Genomic DNA, 22965 nt, shown 5'->3' on the forward strand with positions numbered 1-22965 from the left:
GCTTAGTCATCTAAGTAAACGGGTTACAACACAGAACAGTGAACGCTCAAAAGCATCGAAAAAAGAGAGAGCGTAAATTGGTCGCTCTTTCTAAATAAAAGGTGCTGCGTTATCGTTTTCTTATTTGGAAACAAAGTAACGACAGTTTTGTATGTCGATAATAACCAAACCGCACAAGCTCTGTCTTGTATAAAACGACCAATTTATCGCTGCAAAAATAATCACGAAAGATAAACAGCCCCTAGTCTGGCTTAAACACACCAATAACTTGTCCAGACGATTGTTCTGCTACTTTTGCCTCAACTTGTTGATCCCGATAATCGCATTCAACACATTCAACTGTCTCGATATCATTTTCTTTAAATAGCACAATACTGTCTTTTGCTTTGCATTTAGGGCAATGAGCACCAGCAACAAAACGCTTCTTCATTCTTTTATGGGTTTGGGTCATAGTGAAGTCATACTGACGTTATAGTTCAAGTAAATTAATCCTATTTTGCCACAAGATAGCGATTTCTGTTACCTAGGTTTTGATTCTAGGATAGAATCTTCCCTTTCGTATATTCACTCTAGTAAGTCGCCAGAAATGATTTCCATATCTCAAGCACAACTCATCCGTGGCAGTAAAACTCTGCTTAATGATACTTCTCTTACTGTATATCCCGGTCATAAAGTGGGATTAGTTGGCGCTAATGGCTGTGGTAAATCATCGCTACTCGCATTGATTCAAGGGAAGTTATCCCTTGATAAAGGTGAATTCAGCATACCTTCTGGCTGGCAGTTATCCTCTGTTGCACAGGAAACACCTGCATTAGATATCAGTGCTCTTGAGTATGTGCTCGATGGTGATGTCGAATTTCGTCAACTTGAAAAAGCACTGCATCAAGCTCAAGTCGATGACGACGGGCATAAAATCGCTGATATCCACGGCAAATTAGACGCGATTGGTGGTTACAGTATTCGTGCACGCGCTGGAACATTACTGGCAGGCCTTGGTTTTAACCAAGACAAACAAGCCGATCCAGTAAAAAGTTTTTCTGGTGGTTGGAGAATGCGACTCAACCTTGCCCAAGCACTCTTGTGTCGCTCTGATTTACTCTTGCTCGATGAACCTACGAACCATTTGGATTTAGACACGACCTATTGGCTAGAAAGTTGGATTAAAAGTTATCAAGGCACCTTAATACTCATCAGTCATGACCGCGATTTCATCGATGAAATTGTGGATGAAGTGGTGCATGTTGAGCAGCAGAAACTAAATTACTATAAAGGCAATTACACCAGTTTTGAGCGAGTCCGCGCTGAGCGAATGGCACAGCAACAAGTTGCCTACGAACGTCAGCAAGTAGAAAGAGCGCATATGCAGTCTTTTGTTGATCGTTTTCGCTACAAAGCCAGTAAAGCCAAACAAGCCCAAAGCCGTTTAAAAGCCTTAGATAGAATGACGGAATTATTGCCTTCCCACGCTGACAGCCAATTCCAAATGAGCTTTAGACCGCCAGAAGCCTTGCCTAACCCTTTAATTGCCATGGAGCAAGTTAAAATTGGTTATGGTGAATCTCCAATTCTAAACTCAGTAAAGTTAAATTTAGTGCCCGGTGCGCGTATTGGTTTACTCGGCCGAAATGGTGCGGGTAAGTCAACGCTCATTAAATTGCTTTCAGGTCAGCTCGCGCCCATGTCTGGCAGTTACCAAACGAATCCAGGCCTTAATATTGGTTACTTTGCTCAGCATCAAATCGAGTTTTTATCGCTCGATGATACACCAATGCAGCATTTACTACGCCTTTCCCCTGATACCAAAGAACTTGAACTACGCAACTTTCTTGGTGGATTTGGTTTTAATGGCGATATGGCACTTTCGCCCGTAAGACCATTTTCCGGCGGTGAAAAAGCACGATTAGTATTGGCTCTTTTGGTATGGCAACGTCCAAACTTACTGTTGTTAGATGAACCGACCAACCACTTAGATTTAGATATGCGCCACGCACTTACCATGGCGCTACAAACCTTTGAAGGTGCGATGGTGGTTGTATCTCACGATCGTCACTTATTAAGACTCACTTGTGATGATTACTACCTTGTTGATTCTGGACGGGTACAACCTTTTGCCGGTGATTTAGACGATTATCACAAATGGATGTTAGAGGCCGCTAAGCTCGACAATAGCAGCTCCAGCAATAATACCTCATCTGTTACTCTTGATAAAAAAGAGCGCAAACGACTTGAAGCCGAACTCAGAACTAAGTTATCGCCGTTTAAAAAACAGCAAACAAAACTTGAAAAGCAGCAATCAAAAGCCAGTGAGCGCCTTGCAGAGCTTGAACAACAATTAGCGGATAGCAATATTTACGAAGATGATAATAAAGCTACTTTAACTCAAGTACTCGCAGAGCAAGTTAAGCTCACCCAAACCCTTGAAGAAAGTGAAATGGAATGGTTAGACATTCAAGAGCAAATTGAACAGATTGAATCAGAGGTTGAAAATGCATAGTTCAAGTAATGATCAACATACTGAATATACTGCAATCTGGCAGCAGTGCGAACACACATATTCGCGCAATCAAACAGTTTGTTTGCCACTACAAGATGAGTTTGGCATCAATGTGAATTTATTGTTGCTTGCTCATCACTTAGATAATCACTGTCATGAAAAGTATAGCACTGAGCAATGGCAATCATTCATTAAAGCGATTGAGCAATGGGAAACCAAAATTCTCCTGCCGTTCCGTAGGCTCAGAAAACTCGCAAAACCCATGATAAATGAAAATGAATATCAGCAAATGCTTGATTTAGAATTGTTGATGGAACGCAAATCTCAGCGATTGATCTCGTATAAACTACAACTTTGCTATCCCGACAGTTTGAGCTCTAACCTGAACAATTACCTCAGTATCTATAATCTGACAGAGCACGATGTGATTTTTAACTAAGGAAAGTTGCGGAAGAAAGTATACCGATGAGTTCTCGTCACTCCAGCGCAGGCTGGAAACGAAGTAACGACAGTTTTGTATGTCGGTAGTCTAGTGTCTTTGCTTTTTTCTGTAAAAAGTCACTGGATACCAGCCTTCGCTGGTATGACAAAGATTGGTACTTTCTAAATCGCTAGCTCCCTAACCTGAGCAATCATTAAATGCTCAACTCAGAGCTATGTATGTGCGCAAAGTGCAATCGAAATTGATGAAGACATAGTTGTTACCGACGTACAAAACTGTCGTTATTACATTGCTAAGTCAAGACAGTTTTGAGAAGTAATTTGAGCACATACAAGCTCCCGAAGGGCAAGACTAAAGGGTTACATTACTGCGTTACAAGCACTTGAGTTATCCCGACAAAAGCACGAAGTGCGTTGAACGCTGGTTTTGTATGTCGGTCATCTAGCGCCTGATATTTGAATACCCAAAGTCACTGAATTTCCGTTTTCACGAAAATGACGGACTAATGGGTTTACCCTGATGTTATGCCCATATTAATTAAGGCTGGCTATAAAATTATTAATTTGATTCAATAACCATTGAGGTTGATCCCACATCAAAAAATGCTTTCCTTGAGTATTCATTTCAACATCACCTAATTGGGTGTTTTCTATTTCTTCATTGTAAATACCAGCCATTTTGTTTTTAGCATCTTCCGTTTTCCAAGCTCCAGTTGCACCGAGAAGTAAATAGGGAACCTCAAGTGTAGATAACTTAGGGCGTAGGTCAGTGGTTAAAACACTGTATATTCCACTACCCGCTGTTTTTGGATCTGATTTACGTGCCATAAGGCCAAGTTGGCTAAGTTTATCCTTATTATCGGTTAACTCATTCTTCAATAGTAATGTGAGCAGTTCTAATTCAACATGACTTGCAGAATCTAAAAGCGCTCTTAATCTTTTGGCTAGGTAAACTAAACTAGTGGCTTGCGTAGAGTTCGTTTCAGTAAGTACTGGGCCAAAAAATGGTAAGCCGTCAACAGATAACACCCCAGCAAGTTTTAGTTCGTTATCTAAACCAATATCAAGTGCCATCAGGCCGCCCATACTGTGTCCAATTACGATTGTATTAGTTAAATTATTGCTTTTAATGAAATCAATAATGTCACTCTTCGCCGCTGTATATATCTCTCCATACCTGTCACAACTGGGCGTTTGCCCGAAGCCTGATATATTCATCAAATACACTTTATTGTTCTTCGAAAGTGAGTTAGCAATGGGAGCCCACACACTTGAGTCACTTAGAAAGCCAAGAATAAAAATAATATTTTTATTTTGAGTTGAGCCCAATGTATCTACTTTAATGCATGACTCATTAGCATTAACAACAAAGGTGAATAAAAAAAGAACCACGGGAATAAAATATTTAATAGTTTTCATAAAATCACCATAAAAGTTTTAAAATTCTATTTGAAATCAATCTCATGCCGCTTGCCACGGTTAATTCTTTTAGGATTCAAGTAGAGTAGGCTACTGGCTTCGCTATCGCTTATCCAGCAGCCCCTCTTCGATTCCGTGCATGAGGTTTTCCCTCACACGGCTCTGTTGTTACACTTCTCTCAGCCCCTTCACTTTGCTTATCATCTTGTCGTGGGTAAATACTCAAGACCAGCTTGGCGTAATTTTTCGTAAGCACCTCGTGATAGATACTTGCTTCGACGTTGACTTAAGCGACGATGCCAGCGATAGAACCGGTTTACTACAAATCCATTTATTCTGAAAAATACACCTCTGGGATAACCTATCCCACCAAAATAGTGTTTCCATCCCCTCAGAACTTGATTAACCTTATTTATCAGTACGCCAAGTGTATTTGAGGTTCGGTGTTTCACTATGTCTCTGATTTTATTTTTCAGCTTTGTTTGGCTCTTCTTAGACGCCTGTATCTTGATGTAACTGGTGCCTTTGATGAGGCCTGTGATCCGTTGAAAGTTAAAACCGAGGAAATCAAACTCATTCATCAGCTTTCCCATATCCACACAGTGGGTTTTACTTTGATTTAGCTTCAGACCTTCATCACTTAATTGCTGTGTTATCCAGTCCAGTTGCTCTTGTGTGTAGGTTTGCTTATGAAGTACAACAAAATCATCTGCATAGGTAACGATTTTACACGGTGTTTTTTCGTGTATTTTCAAACAGAAATCGTTGAGATAGATGTTAGCCAGTAGTGGAGAGATAACTCCGCCTTGCGGAGTGCCACATCGGCTTGCTTCTATTCGCCATTTTCTGTTGACCGTCTCTACGCTGATGGGCGCTTTGATAAAGCTTTTCAGCAAACTCAGAAAGCTGCTGTCGCTTATTCGCCTTTCTACTTTTGCCATCAACTTAGCGTGCGGGATGGTATCGAAATAGGCACTCAAGTCAGCATCGAGTACGTGCTGGTAGCCTTGTTTTAGGCTCATTTCAATGACTTTTACCGCTTGCTGGGCGCTTCGACATGGACGATAACCATAACTGTGTTCATGTAAATGAGGTTCGTAGACGGGTTGCATCACTATTGTCATCGCCATTTGCACAATTCTGTCACTGATTATCGGGATCCCAAGTTTCCGCGTTTTGCCGTTGTCTTTGAGTATTTCTACTCGTTTGACTGGGCTAGGTCGATAGTTTTTCTGTTGTAATTGAGTTTGAATTTCTTTTAACAGCGCAACGACTTTCTTTTGCTGCTCTAGACAACTGAATGTGATGCCATCAATTCCTGCTCCGCCTTTATTGGCTTTGCATCGTCGATAGGCTTCTTCGAGTATATCTAGGCGACTGAGTTTATCGTACAAGCTGTAAAATCGTAGCTCCGAGTTAAGCTTTGAGCGTAAGTAAAGTTTTCGCTGTAATATTCTGATATTTACTGGAGTGTTAGCCATATGGCAATTTCACCTCAAAAGTTACGTTAAAAAACGGGTGTAACACTGAGCCCCTTCCCTGATGTGAAGTTATGTTGTCTTCACGGTTAACGGTACTATGGGCTCATCCGACTGCCTGAGCGCCCTATCTGAAATTTCGGTTTACCTTATATTCGGATAGTGGAAGTCACTACCTTCCAACACTCAGGCTCTCCCACGTTCACTTTATTTCCTTCAATACATGCCACTTCATATTACGCCGGAAGATCAAACAGATGCATTTACCAGTTGCTTCTCTGTTTGTGTCAGGGTTCGTCAACTAGGAAAGACTCCCCATCTTCATTTTTTGATTTACGACGCTTAACTGAATTCGCTTGATGCTGCGGCCTACATTGCATCTCAACCTTTATTCAAGGCCTTTGTCACAGGGCTTCATGTCATAGCGGTTACCCATTATGCATGCCCGTCAGATTTCGGGATGAACTGGTAATTATCCCGTCAGGTACGTTTCAACCTGATGGACTTATTATAAATAATAACGTTGCTGTCTCTGGTTTATGGCCATGTAATCGCTTGGCTGCGTATACGTTGAGACAAATCCCACAACAGAATAAAGCGCTTCGTGGCGCTCCCTAGAAACATCAGTTGACTGCGTTCTCAAGCGTAGGAAAAATGCTGATATTAAGGCGTAGCTTGCAGCAAGTAGTTATTCTACTTGCAAAAGTTACAACGCAGATAGCAGCCATTTTAGCAAGCTTGTGAGCGTAGAGCATTTCACTCATTGGGTGAAAAACATGATAATAAAGTCATCATATTGCTCAAATAGTTACGCGTATACTCAGCGTTCAACTGATGTTTTTAGGTTTAAGACTATCCTCCTTATGTAGGTAATAAAATAAATTACAAAAACCGCTTAATGCCAAATTGTAAACTGTCACTAAGCGATTAGAAGTGAATCTTGTAGTCTAAAAATCATAACTTTTTTTATTTTATACCGTACTCTCATGAGCAGCAGATTTGTAAATGTGCCTTTCCCCATGCCCAGAATTGGAAGTGGCATCCCTTGGACGAGCATAATGACCTTCTTGAACTTGAACAAACTTCGCACCTTGTCTATCAGGATCGTGTAGTGCAGGTTTGCTAGCTCTAGCCTCATGTTCAACAGGATCGTAAACGTGCCTTCCACTATGCAATGAAACCCCATTCCCAGGATTGAAAGTTGCCTCCCTCGCATATGAATAATCACCTTCTTGAACATGGTTCACACCTTGTCTACTAGTATCATTACCGTGGAGCGCAGGTTGTTTGCTAGCCGTAGTATCATAAGAAACACGTTCGTAAACGTGCCTTCCCCCATGCGTTGAAGTCCCGTTCCCAGAATAGGAAGTGGCATCCCTTGGACGAGCATAATAACCTTCTTGAACATGGTTCACACCTTGTCTACTAGTATCATTACCGTGGGGCGCAGGTTGTTTGCTAACCGCAGTATCATAAGGAACACGTTCGTAAACGTGCCTTCCCCCATGGGATGACATCCCGCTCCCAAAATCGGAAGTAGTAGCCCTTGGGCGAGAGTAATAACCTTCTTGAACAAGCTTCGCACGATATCTATCTGTATCGTGGAGCGCAGGTTGTTTACTAGCCGTAGCCCCTTGAGCAGCAGAATTGTAAACGTGCCTTCCCTCATGGGATGAAGGCACATTCCCAGAATTGAAAGTCGCCCCTCTTGCATATGAATAATCACCTTCTTGAACATGGTTCACACTTTGTCTACCAGTATCATTACCGTGGAGTGCAGATTCAGCAATTTGACTGCCAGAAGTGTTCGCGTATACCTTTCTGCGGTCATATGGGATAGGAATATTCCCATATTCTTTATGCATTTGTTGATCAGCCGCCAGGTTACCATACGCTGTGGTACCTTGATATACAGGGCGTTTACTGTGGGAGTCGGTATGTTGTAGTCCCATGTATGGAGGTTGAGACGATTTCATTTCAAAATATTCACCGTCATCAGCGTCTTCCTGAAAGGACGTTCTAACCGTTGCCGAATCATCAATTGAAGAGTAAATATGGGGTCCATTTTCGCGGTTCATACTTGCTGAGGTAGTTTCATATGACGCGGCCCGTTTAGGAACTGGAGCAGGAGCTGGAACTGGAACTGGAGTATTTCCTGCAGGCTCAGGAGTATAAGATTTTTTTGTAGGAGCGGGTTTTATCTTTTGTTTTATCTTTATACATGCAATGCTTGTTGTTGTCGCCACTATAGCGCTACCTGCACCAGTGCCTCCAACAATACCTGCAATTTCTAAACTTGAGAATTCATGAACTTTTGATTGAACTGTAACCTCATCCGTTGGAGCTGTCGTTGCTTTGGTCGTTGTACTCAATTGTGAAGTAGTATCCTCAATTTCAACGTCTAGTTCAGTTATCAGTTGCGCAGGTGTCGTTGCTCGTGGAGTTGTCCTAGCTTTAGTTGGCGGAGGTGTCGTTACTCGTACAGTTGTCCTCGCTTCCGTTGGCGGAGGTGTCGTTACTCGTACAGTTGTCCTCGCTTCCGTTGGCGCTGGTGTCGTTGCTTCCTGAGTGGTCTCGGCTTCCGTTGGCGCTGGTGTCGTTGCTTCCTGAGTGGTCTCGGCTTCCGTTAGCGCAGTTGTCGTTGTTTCCTGAGTGGTCTCAGCTTCCGTTGGTGCAGTTGTCGTTGTTTCCTGAGTGGTCTCGGCTTCTGTTGGCGCAGGTGTCGTTGCTTCCTGAGTAGTCTCGGCTTCCGTTGTCGCAGGTGTCGTTGTTTCCTGAGTGGTCTCGGCTTCTGTTGGCGCAGGTGTCGTTGCTTCCTGAGTAGTCTCGGCTTCCGTTGTCGCAGGTGTCGTTGTTTCCTGAGTGGTCTCGGCTTCCGTTGTCGCAGGTGTCGTTGTTTCCTGAGTGGTTTCGGCTTCCGTTGGTGCTTGTGTCGTTACTCGCACAGTTGTCCTCGCTTCCGTTGGCGGAGGTGTCGTTACTCGCACAGTTGTCCTCGCTTCCGTTCGCGGAGGTGTCGTTACTCGTACAGTTGTCCTCGCTTCCGTTGGCGGAGGTGTCGTTACTCGTACAGTTGTCCTCGCTTCCGTTGGCGGAGGTGTCGTTACTCGCACAGTTGTCGATGGTGAAGTAGTTGTTGGTGCTTGTGTTATGATATCAGGATCTGGCGTAACGTTTTCTGGAAAAGGTTTTTGAGTACCAGGTTCATCTGGATTACACGACCCCCATGGGTTACCATTCCTGTAACCTCTTCTTCTGATATATTTATTTGCACAATTGTTTTCGTATGGAGGTCTGTCGCCTTGAGGGTTTCGTACGACTCTACTTGGGTAACTAGCACATGTTGCTCCAAGAATATCACCACGCCCTAGTTTGCCACTAGTACACCTTACATTCTCAGGTCCAGTGGGATATTCAGCGCTGTCTGCAGGGCCGAAGCAACAATATAATGGATCAGGAGAGTTAAAGAGATATCCAGGGGAGGCTATTGTTTGAAGCATGCATTCGCTGTTAGGCACTTCAACAGGTATATTGCTAGAATTTAGCACCCCATACCAAAAATCATATTGTTGGTTGTACTGTAGAGGTTGACACACCCTCACAGGAAGACCGTCTAATGGTGAAGTTGCTTCCGTTGGCGGAGGTGTCGTTGCTCGCGGAGGTGTCGCTGGTGGTGGAGTGGTTGCAGGTTGAGAGGTTGGATTAAATATTATGTAAGGATCCGGTGTAACGCCTGCTGGATAGGGTAGTTGGGTACTTGGTTCGTTAGGATTGCACCATCCCCATGGATTGCTATTGGAGTGACTGTGATATTTATTACTGCAATCGTATGGAAGTGGTGGTGGACTATAAGCGGTTCGTCCAAGGCCATTGAATGAAATTTGCCTTCCTAATTTGCCATTCGTGCATTTCACATTGTAGTTATGAGAAAAATGGCCTTCATGCCTCGCTGGTCCACTGCACCAACTGTATGTATGTGGATGGTCTGGTTCAATCGTAAAAATTTGACAATCACTATTTGGTACTTCAACGACTCCCTGCCCATTACCAACTCGAGTAGCATACCAAAAGTCACCTGTTGCGTTATATCGCAAGGGTTGACACTCCCTCACAGGAAGACCGTCTAATGGTGAAGTTGCTGTTGTGGTTGGTGAAGTTGGTGTCACTGGTGCTTGCCTGACTTCCCTAGCATGAACCTCAAACTCCTTGGCGTCAGGTTGTTTTGTTTCAACAGCATCAAAAAATTCAGCATCTGGGATATCATCAAGGGCATCAACATCACTTAAATCGCTGACCTCGCTTGAAGCATCACTAAATACCTCATTATCTCCAGATGCATCATTAGTTGAATCTTCTGTTTGTGCGATTGTGGCTTTATTAATATTTTCAGCCGCAGTTTCTTTGTTTTCTTTTGAATGGCTGTTTGGCTGCTGCTCTGCACTATGAGCTTCACTATGCCAGTTTTCTATGGCCGTTATCGCTTTATCCGTTAATATGGTTCCAGCCACTGATGAGCCAAAACCTACTGCGGTATTTACCGCTGCACGGTAAGGACTGTCTTCTTTTACACCGAGTTTATCTTGTACTTTGTTACTGACATAATTACCGACATAACCGCTAGCCGCTCCGACTACTGCAGAAGCCACTTTTTTTACTGAGTCAGGATTGTTATAACCGACCGCACCGGCTATCGCGATGGTATTAACTACAGCACCTAATTGTTCTCCGCATGAGTCATTGACGACTTTTCCAGCTCCAGACTCTTTCCAAAATAGCTTCACCGCAGACGATACTGCCGCGCCAGCAACTATAGCCGTTGCTGATACAGGTGCGGTGCCAAGTACTGTGGTTAAACCAACAGCAACTCCGGCTCCTACAGCTACATTTTTGGCGGTTGAAACTGCGTAGTCGTAAATATACTTGCCAGCTGTATTTCTATAGCTGGTTCGTGAAGCGCTATCTTTTTGTGAGAGTGATTCAGGAGGTATGTCAACAGCAACATTTTGATGTTCATAAAAAGCTGGTAAAGTTCCATTCGTTAACCTAGATGTACACATAGTATGCCCCTATTATTAAGCCGTTGCTTAATTCCAGGTACCCTGATGAATACAAATGTTAAAATGTAAACGATATTTTTTTGTTCTTATCCTTGTTCTACAAAAAAGCATTCGAAGGTACAAAGTTAATATTCTCAATTTTTCGTTATTCAAGAAAACTTCTTTTCTCTTTAAAACGGTATGCACTTCTGTAAATTTTCTGTAAATAACAATGAGTCTAAATGTGTAGAGAATTCACTATCTCACCTACTTATTGAACAAATGTTGAATGAAAGCAATAAAAATTGGAAAATGTAGATTAAGTTTCTTAGACGAGTTGACTTTTTGTCAGCCAAACAGTAGGTAAATGGCTTCTTTTACAAGATAATGAGTCGTAGTCAGCTCTGGAAAACGCCATTTCAAAAAATTTAATTACACGGCATTTCATTAATATCATCCTTATGTCGGTAATAAAATAAATTACAAAAACCACTTAATGCCGAGTTGTAAACTGTCACTAAACGATTAGAAGTGAATCTTGTAGTCTAAAAACATAACTTTTTTATTTTATACCGTAGTCCCATGAGCAGCTGAATCGTGAATGTGCCCTTCCTCGTGCGATGAAGTCCCGTTCCCAAAATCGGAAGTCACAGCCCTTGGTCGAGCATAATATCCTTCTTGAATAAACTTCGCACGTTGTCTATCAGTATCTTGGAGCGCAGGTTCAGCAATTTGATCGGTAACAGTGTTCGCGTGCACCTTGCTGGGCTCAACTGGGACAGGAGCACTCCCACAAGTTTTTTGAATGTGTTGTTCACCTGTCAGATTACCATATGCTTTATTATGCGGTTCTGCATGTTGCACCGTCGTGCAGTAATAAGCTAAAGGCGTATTCATTTCTATATAATCATCGTCAAGTGTTACTTCCTTTAAGGACTCTCTATCCTTTGCCAAATTTTCAATTGAAGAGTAAATATGGGTTTCATCTTCACTGCTCGTACCTGCTAAGTGGGGGTTATATGGCGCGTCTCTTCCTGGAGTGGGAGCGGGAATTTTTCCTGCATGTTTAGGTGAATAAGAATTTTTTGTAGGAGCAGGTTTTATCTTTTGTTGTATCTTTTTACATGCAATGGTTGTTGTTGTCGCCACTATAGCGCTACCTACACCTGTGCCTCCAACAATACCTGCAATTTCCAAACTTGAGAATTCATGAACTTTTGCTTGAACTATTGTCTCATCCATTGGAGCTGTCTCGGCTTTGGGCGTTGTACTCAATTGTGAAGTAATACCCTCAATTTCAGAATCTAATTCAGTTATCAGTTGCGCAGACGTAGCAGATCCCTGAGTTGTACTCGCTTCCGTTGACGCAGGTGTTGTTGCTTCCTGAGTGGTCTCGGCTTCTGTTGGTGAAGCTGTCGTTGCTTCCTGAGTGGTCTCGGCTTCCGTTGGTGCAGCTGTCGTTGCTTCCTGAGTGGTCTCGGCTTCCGTTGGTGCTTGTGTCGTTACTCGCACAGTTGTCCTCGCTTCCGTTGGCGGAGGTGTCGTTGCTCGCGAAGTGGTCCTCGCTTCCGTTGGCGCAGGTGTCGTTGCTCGCGAAGTTGTCCTCGCTTCCGTTGGCGCAGGTGTCGTTACTCGCACAGTTGTCCTAGCTTCCGTTGGCGCAGGTGTCGTTGCCCGCGGATCTGTCGCTGGTGGCGGAGTGGTTGCAGGCTGTGTTGCAGGCTGTGTTGCAGGTTGAGAAGTTGGATTAAGTATTATGCCAGAATCCGTTGTAGCGCCAGCTGGATAGGGTAGTTGGGTACCTGGTTCGTTAGGATTGCACCATCCCCATGGATTACTATTGCCATATTTACCACTGCAATCGTGAGGACGTGGCGGGCTATAGGTTCTCCCAAGACCATTATATCCGCCTATTGATCTTCCTAATTGGCCATTCGTGCACTTTACATTATAGTTAGCATGAAATCTCCTCTCTCTCGCAGCTCCACTGCACCAACTGTATGATGAACTTGTGTGGCCTGGTAACATCGAAAAAACTAGACAATCACTATTGGGAACTTCGACGTTTAATCGAACCCTCAAACTTCCAGTTACATACCAAAAGTCACCTGTTGCGTTATATTGCAAGGGTTGACACTCCCTCACAGGAAGACCGTCTAATGGTGAAGTTGCTGTTGTGGTTGGTGAAGTTGGTGTCACAGGTGCTTGCCTGACTTCCCTAGCATGAACCTCAAACTCCTTGGCGTCAGGTTGTTTTGTTTCAACAGCATCAAAAAATTCAGCATCTGGGATATCATCAAGGGCATCAACATCACTTAAATCACTGACCTCGCTTGAAGCATCACTAAATACCTCATTATCTCCAGATGCATCATTAGTTGAATCTTCTGTTTGTGCGATTGTGGCTTTATTAATATTTTCAGCCGCAGTTTCTTTGTTTTCTTTTGAATGGCTGTTTGGCTGCTGCTCTGCACTATGAGCTTCACTATGCCAGTTTTCTATGGCCGTTATCGCTTTATCCGTTAATATGGTTCCAGCCACTGATGAGCCAAAACCTACTGCGGTATTTACCGCTGCACGGTAAGGACTGTCTTCTTTTACACCGAGTTTATCTTGTACTTTGTTACTGACATAATTACCGACATAACCGCTAGCCGCTCCGACTACTGCAGAAGCCACTTTTTTTACTGAGTCAGGATTGTTATAACCGACCGCACCGGCTATCGCCATGGTATTTACTACAGCACCTAATTGTTCTCCGCATGAGTCATTGACGACTTTTCCAGCTCCAGACTCTTTCCAAAATAGCTTCACCGCAGACGATACTGCCGCGCCAGCAACTATAGCCGTTGCTGATACAGGTGCGGTGCCAAGTACTGTGGTTAAACCAACAGCAACTCCGGCTCCTACAGCTACATTTTTGGCGGTTGAAACTGCGTAGTCGTAAATATACTTGCCAGCTGTATTTCTATAGCTGGTTCGTGAAGCGCTATCTTTTTGTGAGAGTGATTCAGGAGGTATGTCAACAGCAACATTTTGATGTTCATAAAAAGCTGGTAAAGTTCCATTCGTTAACCTAGATGTACACATAGTATGCCCCTATTATTAAGCCGTTGCTTAATTCCAGGTACCCTGATGAATACAAATGTAAACATGTAAACGATATTTTTGTGCTCTTATCCTTGTTCTACAAAAAAGCATTCGAAGGTACAAAGTTAATATTCTCAATTTTTCGTTATTCAAGAAAACTTCTTTTCTCTTTAAGGGAGCTAGCGATTTAGAAAGTACCAATCTTTGTCATACCAGCGAAGGCTGGTATCCAGTGACTTTCTATAGGAAAAAGCAAAGGCACTAGACTACCGACATACAAAACTGTCGTTACTTCGTTTCCAGCCTGCGCTGGAGTGACGAGAACTCATCGGTATACTTTCTTCCGCAACTTTCCTAAATTAAAACGGTATGCACTTCTGTAAATTTTCTGTAAATAACAATGAGTCTAAATGTGTAGAGAATTCACTATCTCACCTACTTATTGAACGAATGTTGAATGAAAGCAATAAAAATTGGAAAATGTAGATTAAGTTTCTTAGACGAGTTGACTTTTTGTCAGCCAAACAGTAGGTAAACGGCTTCTTTTACAAGATAATGAGTCGTAGTCAGCTCTGGAAAACGCCATTTCAAAAAATTTAATTACACGGCATTTCATTAATATCATCCTTATGTCGGTAATAAAATAAATTACAAAAACCACTTAATGCCGAGTTGTAAACTGTCACTAAGCGATTAGAAGTGAATCTTGTAGTTTAAAAACATAACTTTTTTATTTTATACCGTAGTCCCATGAGCAGCTGAATCGTGAATGTGCCCTTCCTCATGCGATGAGGTCCCGTTCCCAGAATTGGAAGTGGCATCCCTTGGACGAGCATAATGACCTTCTTGAACTTGAACAAACTTCGCACCTTGTCTATCAGGATCGTGTAGTGCAGGTTTGCTAGCTCTAGCCTCATGTTCAACAGGATCGTAAACGTGCCTTCCACTATGCAATGAAACCCCATTCCCAGGATTGAAAGTTGCCTCCCTCGCATATGAATAATCACCTTCTTGAACATGGTTCACACCTTGTCTACTAGTATCATTACCGTGGAGCGCAGGTTGTTTGCTAGCCGTAGTATCATAAGAAACACGTTCGTAAACGTGCCTTCCCCCATGCGTTGAAGTCCCGTTCCCAGAATAGGAAGTGGCATCCCTTGGACGAGCATAATAACCTTCTTGAACATGGTTCACACCTTGTCTACTAGTATCATTACCGTGGGGCGCAGGTTGTTTGCTAACCGCAGTATCATAAGGAACACGTTCGTAAACGTGCCTTCCCCCATGGGATGACATCCCGCTCCCAAAATCGGAAGTAGTAGCCCTTGGGCGAGAGTAATAACCTTCTTGAACAAGCTTCGCACGATATCTATCTGTATCGTGGAGCGCAGGTTGTTTACTAGCCGTAGCCCCTTGAGCAGCAGAATTGTAAACGTGCCTTCCCTCATGGGATGAAGGCACATTCCCAGAATTGAAAGTCGCCCCTCTTGCATATGAATAATCACCTTCTTGAACATGGTTCACACTTTGTCTACCAGTATCATTACCGTGGAGTGCAGATTCAGCAATTTGACTGCCAGAAGTGTTCGCGTATACCTTTCTGCGGTCATATGGGATAGGAATATTCCCATATTCTTTATGCATTTGTTGATCAGCCGCCAGGTTACCATACGCTGTGGTACCTTGATATACAGGGCGTTTACTGTGGGAGTCGGTATGTTGTAGTCCCATGTATGGAGGTTGAGACGATTTCATTTCAAAATATTCACCGTCATCAGCGTCTTCCTGAAAGGACGTTCTAACCGTTGCCGAATCATCAATTGAAGAGTAAATATGGGGTCCATTTTCGCGGTTCATACTTGCTGAGGTAGTTTCATATGACGCGGCCCGTTTAGGAACTGGAGCAGGAGCTGGAACTGGAACTGGAGTATTTCCTGCAGGCTCAGGAGTATAAGATTTTTTTGTAGGAGCGGGTTTTATCTTTTGTTTTATCTTTATACATGCAATGCTTGTTGTTGTCGCCACTATAGCGCTACCTGCACCAGTGCCTCCAACAATACCTGCAATTTCTAAACTTGAGAATTCATGAACTTTTGATTGAACTGTAACCTCATCCGTTGGAGCTGTCGTTGCTTTGGTCGTTGTACTCAATTGTGAAGTAGTATCCTCAATTTCAACGTCTAGTTCAGTTATCAGTTGCGCAGGTGTCGTTGCTCGTGGAGTTGTCCTAGCTTTAGTTGGCGGAGGTGTCGTTACTCGTACAGTTGTCCTCGCTTCCGTTGGCGGAGGTGTCGTTACTCGTACAGTTGTCCTCGCTTCCGTTGATGGAGGTGTCGTTGCTCGTGGAGTTGTCCTAGCTTCCGTTGATGGAGGTGTTGTTGCTTCCTGAGTGGTCTCGGCTTCCGTTGGCGCTGGTGTCGTTGCTTCCTGAGTGGTCTCGGCTTCCGTTGGCGCTGGTGTCGTTGCTTCCTGAGTGGTCTCGGCTTCCGTTGGCGCTGGTGTCGTTGCTTCTTGAGTGGTCTCGGCTTCCGTTAGCGCAGCTGTCGTTGTTTCCTGAGTGGTCTCGGCTTCCGTTGGCGGAGGTGTCGTTACTCGCGGAGTTGTCCTCGCTTCCGTTGGCGCAGGTGTCGTTACTCGCACAGTTGTCGATGGTGAAGTAGTTGTTGGTGCTTGTGTTATGATATCAGGATCTGGCGTAACGTTTTCTGGAAAAGGTTTTTGAGTACCAGGTTCATCTGGATTACACGACCCCCATGGGTTACCATTCCTGTAACCTCTACTTCTGGTATATTTACTTCCACAATTGTCTTCGTATGGAGGTCTGTGGCCTTGAGGGTTTCGTACGACTCTACTTGGGTAACTAGCACATGTTGCTCCAAAATTATTACCACGTCCTAGTTTACCACTAGTACACCTTACATTCTTCGGTACAGTGCCAAATTCAGCGCTGGCTGCAGGGCCGAAGCAACAATATGGATAAGGATCTATTGGGGAATCAATTGTTTGAAGCATGCATTCACTGTTAGGCACTTCAACAGGTATATTGCTAGAGTTTCGCACCCCATACCAAAAATCATATTGTTCGTTGTACTGTAGAGGTTGACACACCCTCACAGGAAGACCGTCTAATGGTGAAGTTGCTTCCGTTGGCGGAGGTGTCGTTGCTCGCGGAGGTGTCGCTGGTGGTGGAGTGGTTGCAGGTTGAGAGGTTGGATTAAATATTATGTAAGGATCCGGTGTAACGCCTGCTGGATAGGGTAGTTGGGTACTTGGTTCGTTAGGATTGCACCATCCCCATGGATTGCTATAGGCATGACCGTTACGAATATATTTACTACTACAACATGTGTATGGAAGTGGCCGTGGGCTGTATGCTGTTGGTCCAAGACCAGCGAATCCTCTTATTGCTCTTCCTAATTGGCCATTCGTGCACTTTATATTAAAGTTATGTACAAAATTGTCTTCATGCCTAGATGGCCCACTGCACCAACTGTATGATGAACTTGGGTGGCCTCGTAACATCGAAAAAACTAGACAATCACTATTGGGAACTTCGACGTTTAATGGAACCCCCAAAGTTCCATTTGCATACCAAAAGTCACCTGTTGCGTTATATTGTAAAGGTTGGCATTCCATTACAGGAAGACCGTCTAATGGTGAAGTTGCTGTTGTGGTTGGTGAAGTTGGTGTCACAGGTGCTTGCCTGACTTCCCTAGCATGAACCTCAAACTCCTTGGCGTCAGGTTGTTTTGTTTCAACAGCATCAAAAAATTCAGCATCTGGGATATCATCAAGGGCATCAACATCACTTAAATCGCTGACCTCGCTTGAAGCATCACTAAATACCTCATTATCTCCAGATGCATCATTAGTTGAATCTTCTGTTTGTGCGATTGTGGCTTTATTAATATTTTCAGCCGCAGTTTCTTTGTTTTCTTTTGAATGGCTGTTTGGCTGCTGCTCTGCACTATGAGCTTCACTATGCCAGTTTTCTATGGCCGTTATCGCTTTATCCGTTAATATGGTTCCAGCCACTGATGAGCCAAAACCTACTGCGGTATTTACCGCTGCACGGTAAGGACTGTCTTCTTTTACACCGAGTTTATCTTGTACTTTGTTACTGACATAATTACCGACATAACCGCTAGCCGCTCCGACTACTGCAGAAGCCACTTTTTTTACTGAGTCAGGATTGTTATAACCGACCGCACCGGCTATCGCCATGGTATTTACTACAGCACCTAATTGTTCTCCGCATGAGTCATTGACGACTTTTCCAGCTCCAGATTCTTTCCAAAATAGCTTCACCGCAGACGATACTGCCGCGCCAGCAACTATAGCCGTTGCTGATACAGGTGCGGTGCCAAGTACTGTGGTTAAACCAACAGCAACTCCGGCTCCTACAGCTACATTTTTGGCGGTTGAAACTGCGTAGTCGTAAATATACTTGCCAGCTGTATTTCTATAGCTGGTTCGTGAAGCGCTATCTTTTTGTGAGAGTGATTCAGGAGGTATGTCAACAGCAACATTTTGATGTTCATAAAAAGCTGGTAAAGTTCCATTCGTTAACCTAGATGTACACATAGTATGCCCCTATTATTAAGCCTTTGCTTAATTCCAGGTACCCTGATGAATACAAATGTTAAAATGTAAACGATATTTTTGTGCTCTTATCCTTGTTCTACAAAAAAGCATTCGAAGGTACAAAGTTAATATTCTCAATTTTTCGTTATTCAAGAAAACTTCTTTTCTCTTTAAAACGGTATGCACTTCTGTAAATTTTCTGTAAATAACAATGAGTCTAAATGTGTAGAGAATTCACTATCTCACCTACTTATTGAACGAATGTTGAATGAAAGCAATAAAAATTGGAAAATGTAGATTAAGTTTCTTAGACGAGTTGACTTTTTGTCAGCCAAACAGTAGGTAAACGGCTTCTTTTACAAGATAATGAGTCGTAGTCGGCTCTGAAAACGCCATTTCAAAAAATTTAATTACACGGCATTTCATTAATATCATCCTTATGTCGGTAATAAAATAAATTACAAAAACCACTTAATGCCGAGTTGTAAACTGTCAATAAGCGATTAGAAGTGAATCTTGTAGTCTAAAAACATAACTTTTTTATTTTATACCGTAGTCCCATGAGCAGCTGAATCGTGAATGTGCCCTTCCTCATGCGATGAAGTCCCGTTCCCAGAATAGGAAGTGGCATCCCTTGGACGAGCATAATAACCTTCTTGAACAAGCTTCTCACTTTGTCTATCAGGATCGTATAGTGCAGGTTTGCTAGCTCTAGCTTCATGTTCAACAGGATCGTAAACGTGCCTTCCACTATGCAATGAAACCCCATTCCCAGAATTAAAAGTCGCACCCCTTTCATATGAACAATCACCTTCTTGAACATGGTTCACACCTTGTCTACTAGTATCATTACCGTGGAGCGCAGGTTGTTTGCTAGCCGTAGTATCATAAGAAACACGTTCGTAAACGTGCCTTCCCCCATGCGTTGAAGTCCCGTTCCCAGAATAGGAAGTGGCATCCCTTGGACGAGCATAATAACCTTCTTGAACATGGTTCACACCTTGTCTACTAGTATCATTACCGTGGGGCGCAGGTTGTTTGCTAACCGCAGTATCATAAGGAACACGTTCGTAAACGTGCCTTCCCCCATGGGATGAAATCCCGCTCCCAAAATCGGAAGTAGTAGCCCTTGGGCGAGAGTAATAACCTTCTTGAACAAGCTTCGCACTATATCTATCTGTATCGTGGAGTGCAGGTTGTTTACTAGCCGTAGCCCCTTGAGCAGCAGAATTGTAAACGTGCCTTCCCTCATGGGATGAAGGCACATTCCCAGAATTGAAAGTCGCCCCTCTTGCATATGAATAATCACCTTCTTGAACATGGTTCACACTTTGTCTACCAGTATCATTACCGTGGAGTGCAGATTCAGCAATTTGACTGCCAGAAGTGTTCGCGTATACCTTTCTGCGGTCATATGGGATAGGAATATTCCCATATTCTTTATGCATTTGTTGATCAGCAGCCAGGTTACCATACGCTGTGGTACCTTGATATACAGGGCGTTTACTGTGGGAGTCGATATGTTGTAGTCCCATGTATGGAGGTTGAAGCGATTTCATTTCTGAATATTCACCGTCATCAGCGTCTTCCTGAAAGGACGTTCTAACCGTTGCCGAATCATCAATTGAAGAGTAAATATGGGGTCCATTTTCGCGGTTCATACTTGCTGAGGTAGTTTCATATGACGCGGCCCGTTTAGGAACTGGAGCAGGAACTGGAACTGGAGTATTTCCTGCAGGCTCAGGAGTATAAGATTTTTTTGTAGGAGCGGGTTTTATCTTTTGTTTTATCTTTATACATGCAATGCTTGTTGTTGTCGCCACTATAGCGCTACCTGCACCTGTGCCTCCAACAATACCTGCAATTTCTAAACTTGAGAATTCATGAACTTTTGATTGAACTGTAACCTCATCCGTTGGAGCTGTCGTTGCTTTGGTCGTTGTACTCAATTGTGAAGTAGTATCCTCAATTTCAACGTCTAGTTCAGTTATCAGTTGCGCAGGTGTCGTTGCTCGTGGAGTTGTCCTAGCTTCCGTTGATGGAGGTGTCGTTGCTCGTGGAGTTGTCCTAGCTTCCGTTGATGGAGGTGTTGTTGCTTCCTGAGTGGTCTCGGCTTCCGTTGGCACTGGTGTCGTTGCTTCCTGAGTGGTCTCGGCTTCCGTTAGCGCTGGTGTCGTTGTTTCCTGAGTGGTCTCAGCTTCCGTTGGTGCAGTTGTCGTTGTTTCCTGAGTGGTCTCGGCTTCTGTTGGCGCTGGTGTCGTTGTTTCCTGAGTGGTCACGGCTTCCGTTGGCGCTGGTGTCGTTGCTTCCTGAGTGGTCTCGGCTTCTGTTGGCGCTGGTGTCGTTGTTTCCTGAGTGGTCACGGCTTCCGTTGGCGCTGGTGTCGTTGCTTCCTGAGTGGTCTCGGCTTCTGTTGGCTCAGCTGTCGTTGCTCGCGGAGTTGTCCTAACTTCCGTTGGCGGAGGTGTCGTTGCTCGCGCAGTTGTCGCTGGTGGTGGAGTCGTTGCAGGTTGTGTTGCAGGCTGAGAGGTTGGATTAAGTATTATGTAGGGATCCGTTGTAACGCCATCTGGATAGGGTAGCTGGGTACTTGGTTCGTTAGGATTGCACCATCCCCATGGATTTCTAGAGGGGTGTCCCGTACCTCGATTATATTTATGACTACAACCGTATGGAAGTGGCGGTGGGCTATAAACGGTTGGTCCAAGGCCAGCGAATCCTCTTATTGCTCTTCCTAATTGGCCATTCGTGCACCTTCTATTAAAGTTATGAGCAATCGGGTTGCCCTCATTCTTCGCTGGACCAATGCACCAACTGTATATACTTGGACGGTCTGGTTGAATCACAAAAACTAGACAGTCACTATTGGGAACTTCGACGTTTAATGATACCCCCCTAGCTGTAGTTGCATACCAAAAGTCACCTGTTGCGTTATATTGTAAAGGTTGACATTCAACAACAGGAAGACCGTCTAATGGTGAAGTTGCTGTTGTGGTTGGTGAAGTTGGTGTCACAGGTGCTTGCCTGACTTCCCTAGCATGAACCTCAAACTCCTTGGCGTCAGGTTGTTTTGTTTCAACAGCATCAAAAAATTCAGCATCTGGGATATCATCAAGGGCATCAACATCACTTAAATCACTGACCTCGCTTGAAGCATCACTAAATACCTCATTATCTCCAGATGCATCATTAGTTGAATCTTCTGTTTGTGCGATTGTGGCTTTATTAATATTTTCAGCCGCAGTTTCTTTGTTTTCTTTTGAATGGCTGTTTGGCTGCTGCTCTGCACTATGAGCTTCACTATGCCAGTTTTCTATGGCCGTTATCGCTTTATCCGTTAATATGGTTCCAGCCACTGATGAGCCAAAACCTACTGCGGTATTTACCGCTGCACGGTAAGGACTGTCTTCTTTTACACCGAGTTTATCTTGTACTTTGTTACTGACATAATTACCGACATAACCGCTAGCCGCTCCGACTACTGCAGAAGCCACTTTTTTTACTGAGTCAGGATTGTTATAACCGACCGCACCGGCTATCGCCATGGTATTTACTACAGCACCTAATTGTTCTCCGCATGAGTCATTGACGACTTTTCCAGCTCCAGACTCTTTCCAAAATAGCTTCACCGCAGACGATACTGCCGCGCCAGCAATTATAGCCGTTGCTGATACAGGTGCGGTGCCAAGTACTGTGGTTAAACCAACAGCAACTCCGGCTCCTACAGCTACATTTTTGGCGGTTGAAACTGCGTAGTCGTAAATATACTTGCCAGCTGTATTTCTATAGCTGGTTCGTGAAGCGCTATCTTTTTGTGAGAGTGATTCAGGAGGTATGTCAACAGCAACATTTTGATGTTCATAAAAAGCTGGTAAAGTTCCATTCGTTAACCTAGATGTACACATAGTATGCCCCTATTATTAAGCCGTTGCTTAATTCCAGGTACCCTGATGAATACAAATGTAAACATGTAAACGATATTTTTGTGCTCTTATCCTTGTTCTACAAAAAAGCATTCGAAGGTACAAAGTTAATATTCTCAATTTTTCGTTATTCAAGAAAACTTCTTTTCTCTTTAAGGGAGCTAGCGATTTAGAAAGTACCAATCTTTGTCATACCAGCGAAGGCTGGTATCCAGTGACTTTCTATAGGAAAAAGCAAAGGCACTAGACTACCGACATACAAAACTGTCGTTACTTCGTTTCCAGCCTGCGCTGGAGTGACGAGAACTCATCGGTATACTTTCTTCCGCAACTTTCCTAAATTAAAACGGTATGTACTTCTGTAAATTTTCTGTAAATAACAATGAGTCTAAATGTGTAGAGAATTCACTATCTCACCTACTTATTGAACGAATGTTGAATGAAAGCAATAAAAATTGGAAAATGTAGATTAAGTTTCTTAGACGAGTTGACTTTTTGTC

The 22965-nt window shown here is 43.5% G+C and carries 9 protein-coding genes; 2 read left to right on the plus strand and 7 right to left on the minus strand.

Annotated elements, in window-relative coordinates:
- Positions 1–241: 241 nt before the first annotated feature.
- The gene (locus E2I05_RS18375; protein ID WP_243641138.1) at positions 242–451 is read right to left on the minus strand and encodes a YheV family putative zinc ribbon protein; all 210 of its coding nucleotides are present in this window, start codon (positions 449–451) and stop codon (positions 242–244) included.
- Between the two features lie 135 nt (positions 452–586).
- Between E2I05_RS18375 and E2I05_RS18380 the strand changes: the two genes are divergently transcribed.
- Both E2I05_RS18380 and E2I05_RS18385 read left to right on the plus strand, forming a co-directional pair.
- Positions 587–2494 carry an ABC transporter ATP-binding protein gene (locus tag E2I05_RS18380; protein ID WP_121854741.1) on the plus strand — a complete coding sequence of 636 codons (1908 nt, stop codon included), beginning with the start codon at positions 587–589 and terminating at the stop codon, positions 2492–2494.
- Complete coding sequence (locus E2I05_RS18385) at positions 2487–2933, plus strand: TIGR02444 family protein (RefSeq protein WP_121854740.1); 447 nt, start codon at positions 2487–2489, stop codon at positions 2931–2933. The genes E2I05_RS18380 and E2I05_RS18385 overlap by 8 nt, the downstream gene beginning before the upstream one ends.
- A 536-nt stretch (positions 2934–3469) precedes the next feature.
- Here the strand turns inward: E2I05_RS18385 and E2I05_RS18390 are convergent.
- The 6 genes from E2I05_RS18390 to E2I05_RS22150 all read right to left on the minus strand — a co-directional run bounded on the left by E2I05_RS18390 (position 3470) and on the right by E2I05_RS22150 (position 22447).
- Positions 3470–4354 carry an alpha/beta fold hydrolase gene (locus tag E2I05_RS18390; RefSeq protein WP_121854739.1) on the minus strand — a complete coding sequence of 295 codons (885 nt, stop codon included), beginning with the start codon at positions 4352–4354 and terminating at the stop codon, positions 3470–3472.
- A 200-nt stretch (positions 4355–4554) separates the two neighbouring features.
- Positions 4555–5835 carry a group II intron reverse transcriptase/maturase gene (gene ltrA, locus E2I05_RS18395; RefSeq protein WP_133309797.1) on the minus strand — a complete coding sequence of 427 codons (1281 nt, stop codon included), beginning with the start codon at positions 5833–5835 and terminating at the stop codon, positions 4555–4557.
- A 968-nt stretch (positions 5836–6803) separates the two neighbouring features.
- Complete coding sequence (locus E2I05_RS18400; protein ID WP_133309798.1) at positions 6804–10889, minus strand: superantigen-like protein SSL4; 4086 nt, start codon at positions 10887–10889, stop codon at positions 6804–6806.
- Positions 10890–11435: 546 nt separating this feature from the next.
- Positions 11436–13958 carry a hypothetical protein gene (locus E2I05_RS18405; RefSeq protein ID WP_133309799.1) on the minus strand — a complete coding sequence of 841 codons (2523 nt, stop codon included), beginning with the start codon at positions 13956–13958 and terminating at the stop codon, positions 11436–11438.
- A gap of 735 nt (positions 13959–14693) precedes the next feature.
- Positions 14694–18542 (minus strand): hypothetical protein, encoded by a 3849-nt coding sequence (locus tag E2I05_RS18410; protein WP_133309800.1) that lies wholly within the window; start codon positions 18540–18542, stop codon positions 14694–14696.
- Positions 18543–19087: 545 nt separating this feature from the next.
- Positions 19088–22447 (minus strand): hypothetical protein, encoded by a 3360-nt coding sequence (locus tag E2I05_RS22150; RefSeq protein ID WP_170179653.1) that lies wholly within the window; start codon positions 22445–22447, stop codon positions 19088–19090.
- Between the last annotated feature and the right edge of the window lie 518 nt (positions 22448–22965).

Source organism: Parashewanella spongiae, from assembly GCF_004358345.1.
Lineage (GTDB): Bacteria > Pseudomonadota > Gammaproteobacteria > Enterobacterales > Shewanellaceae > Parashewanella > Parashewanella spongiae.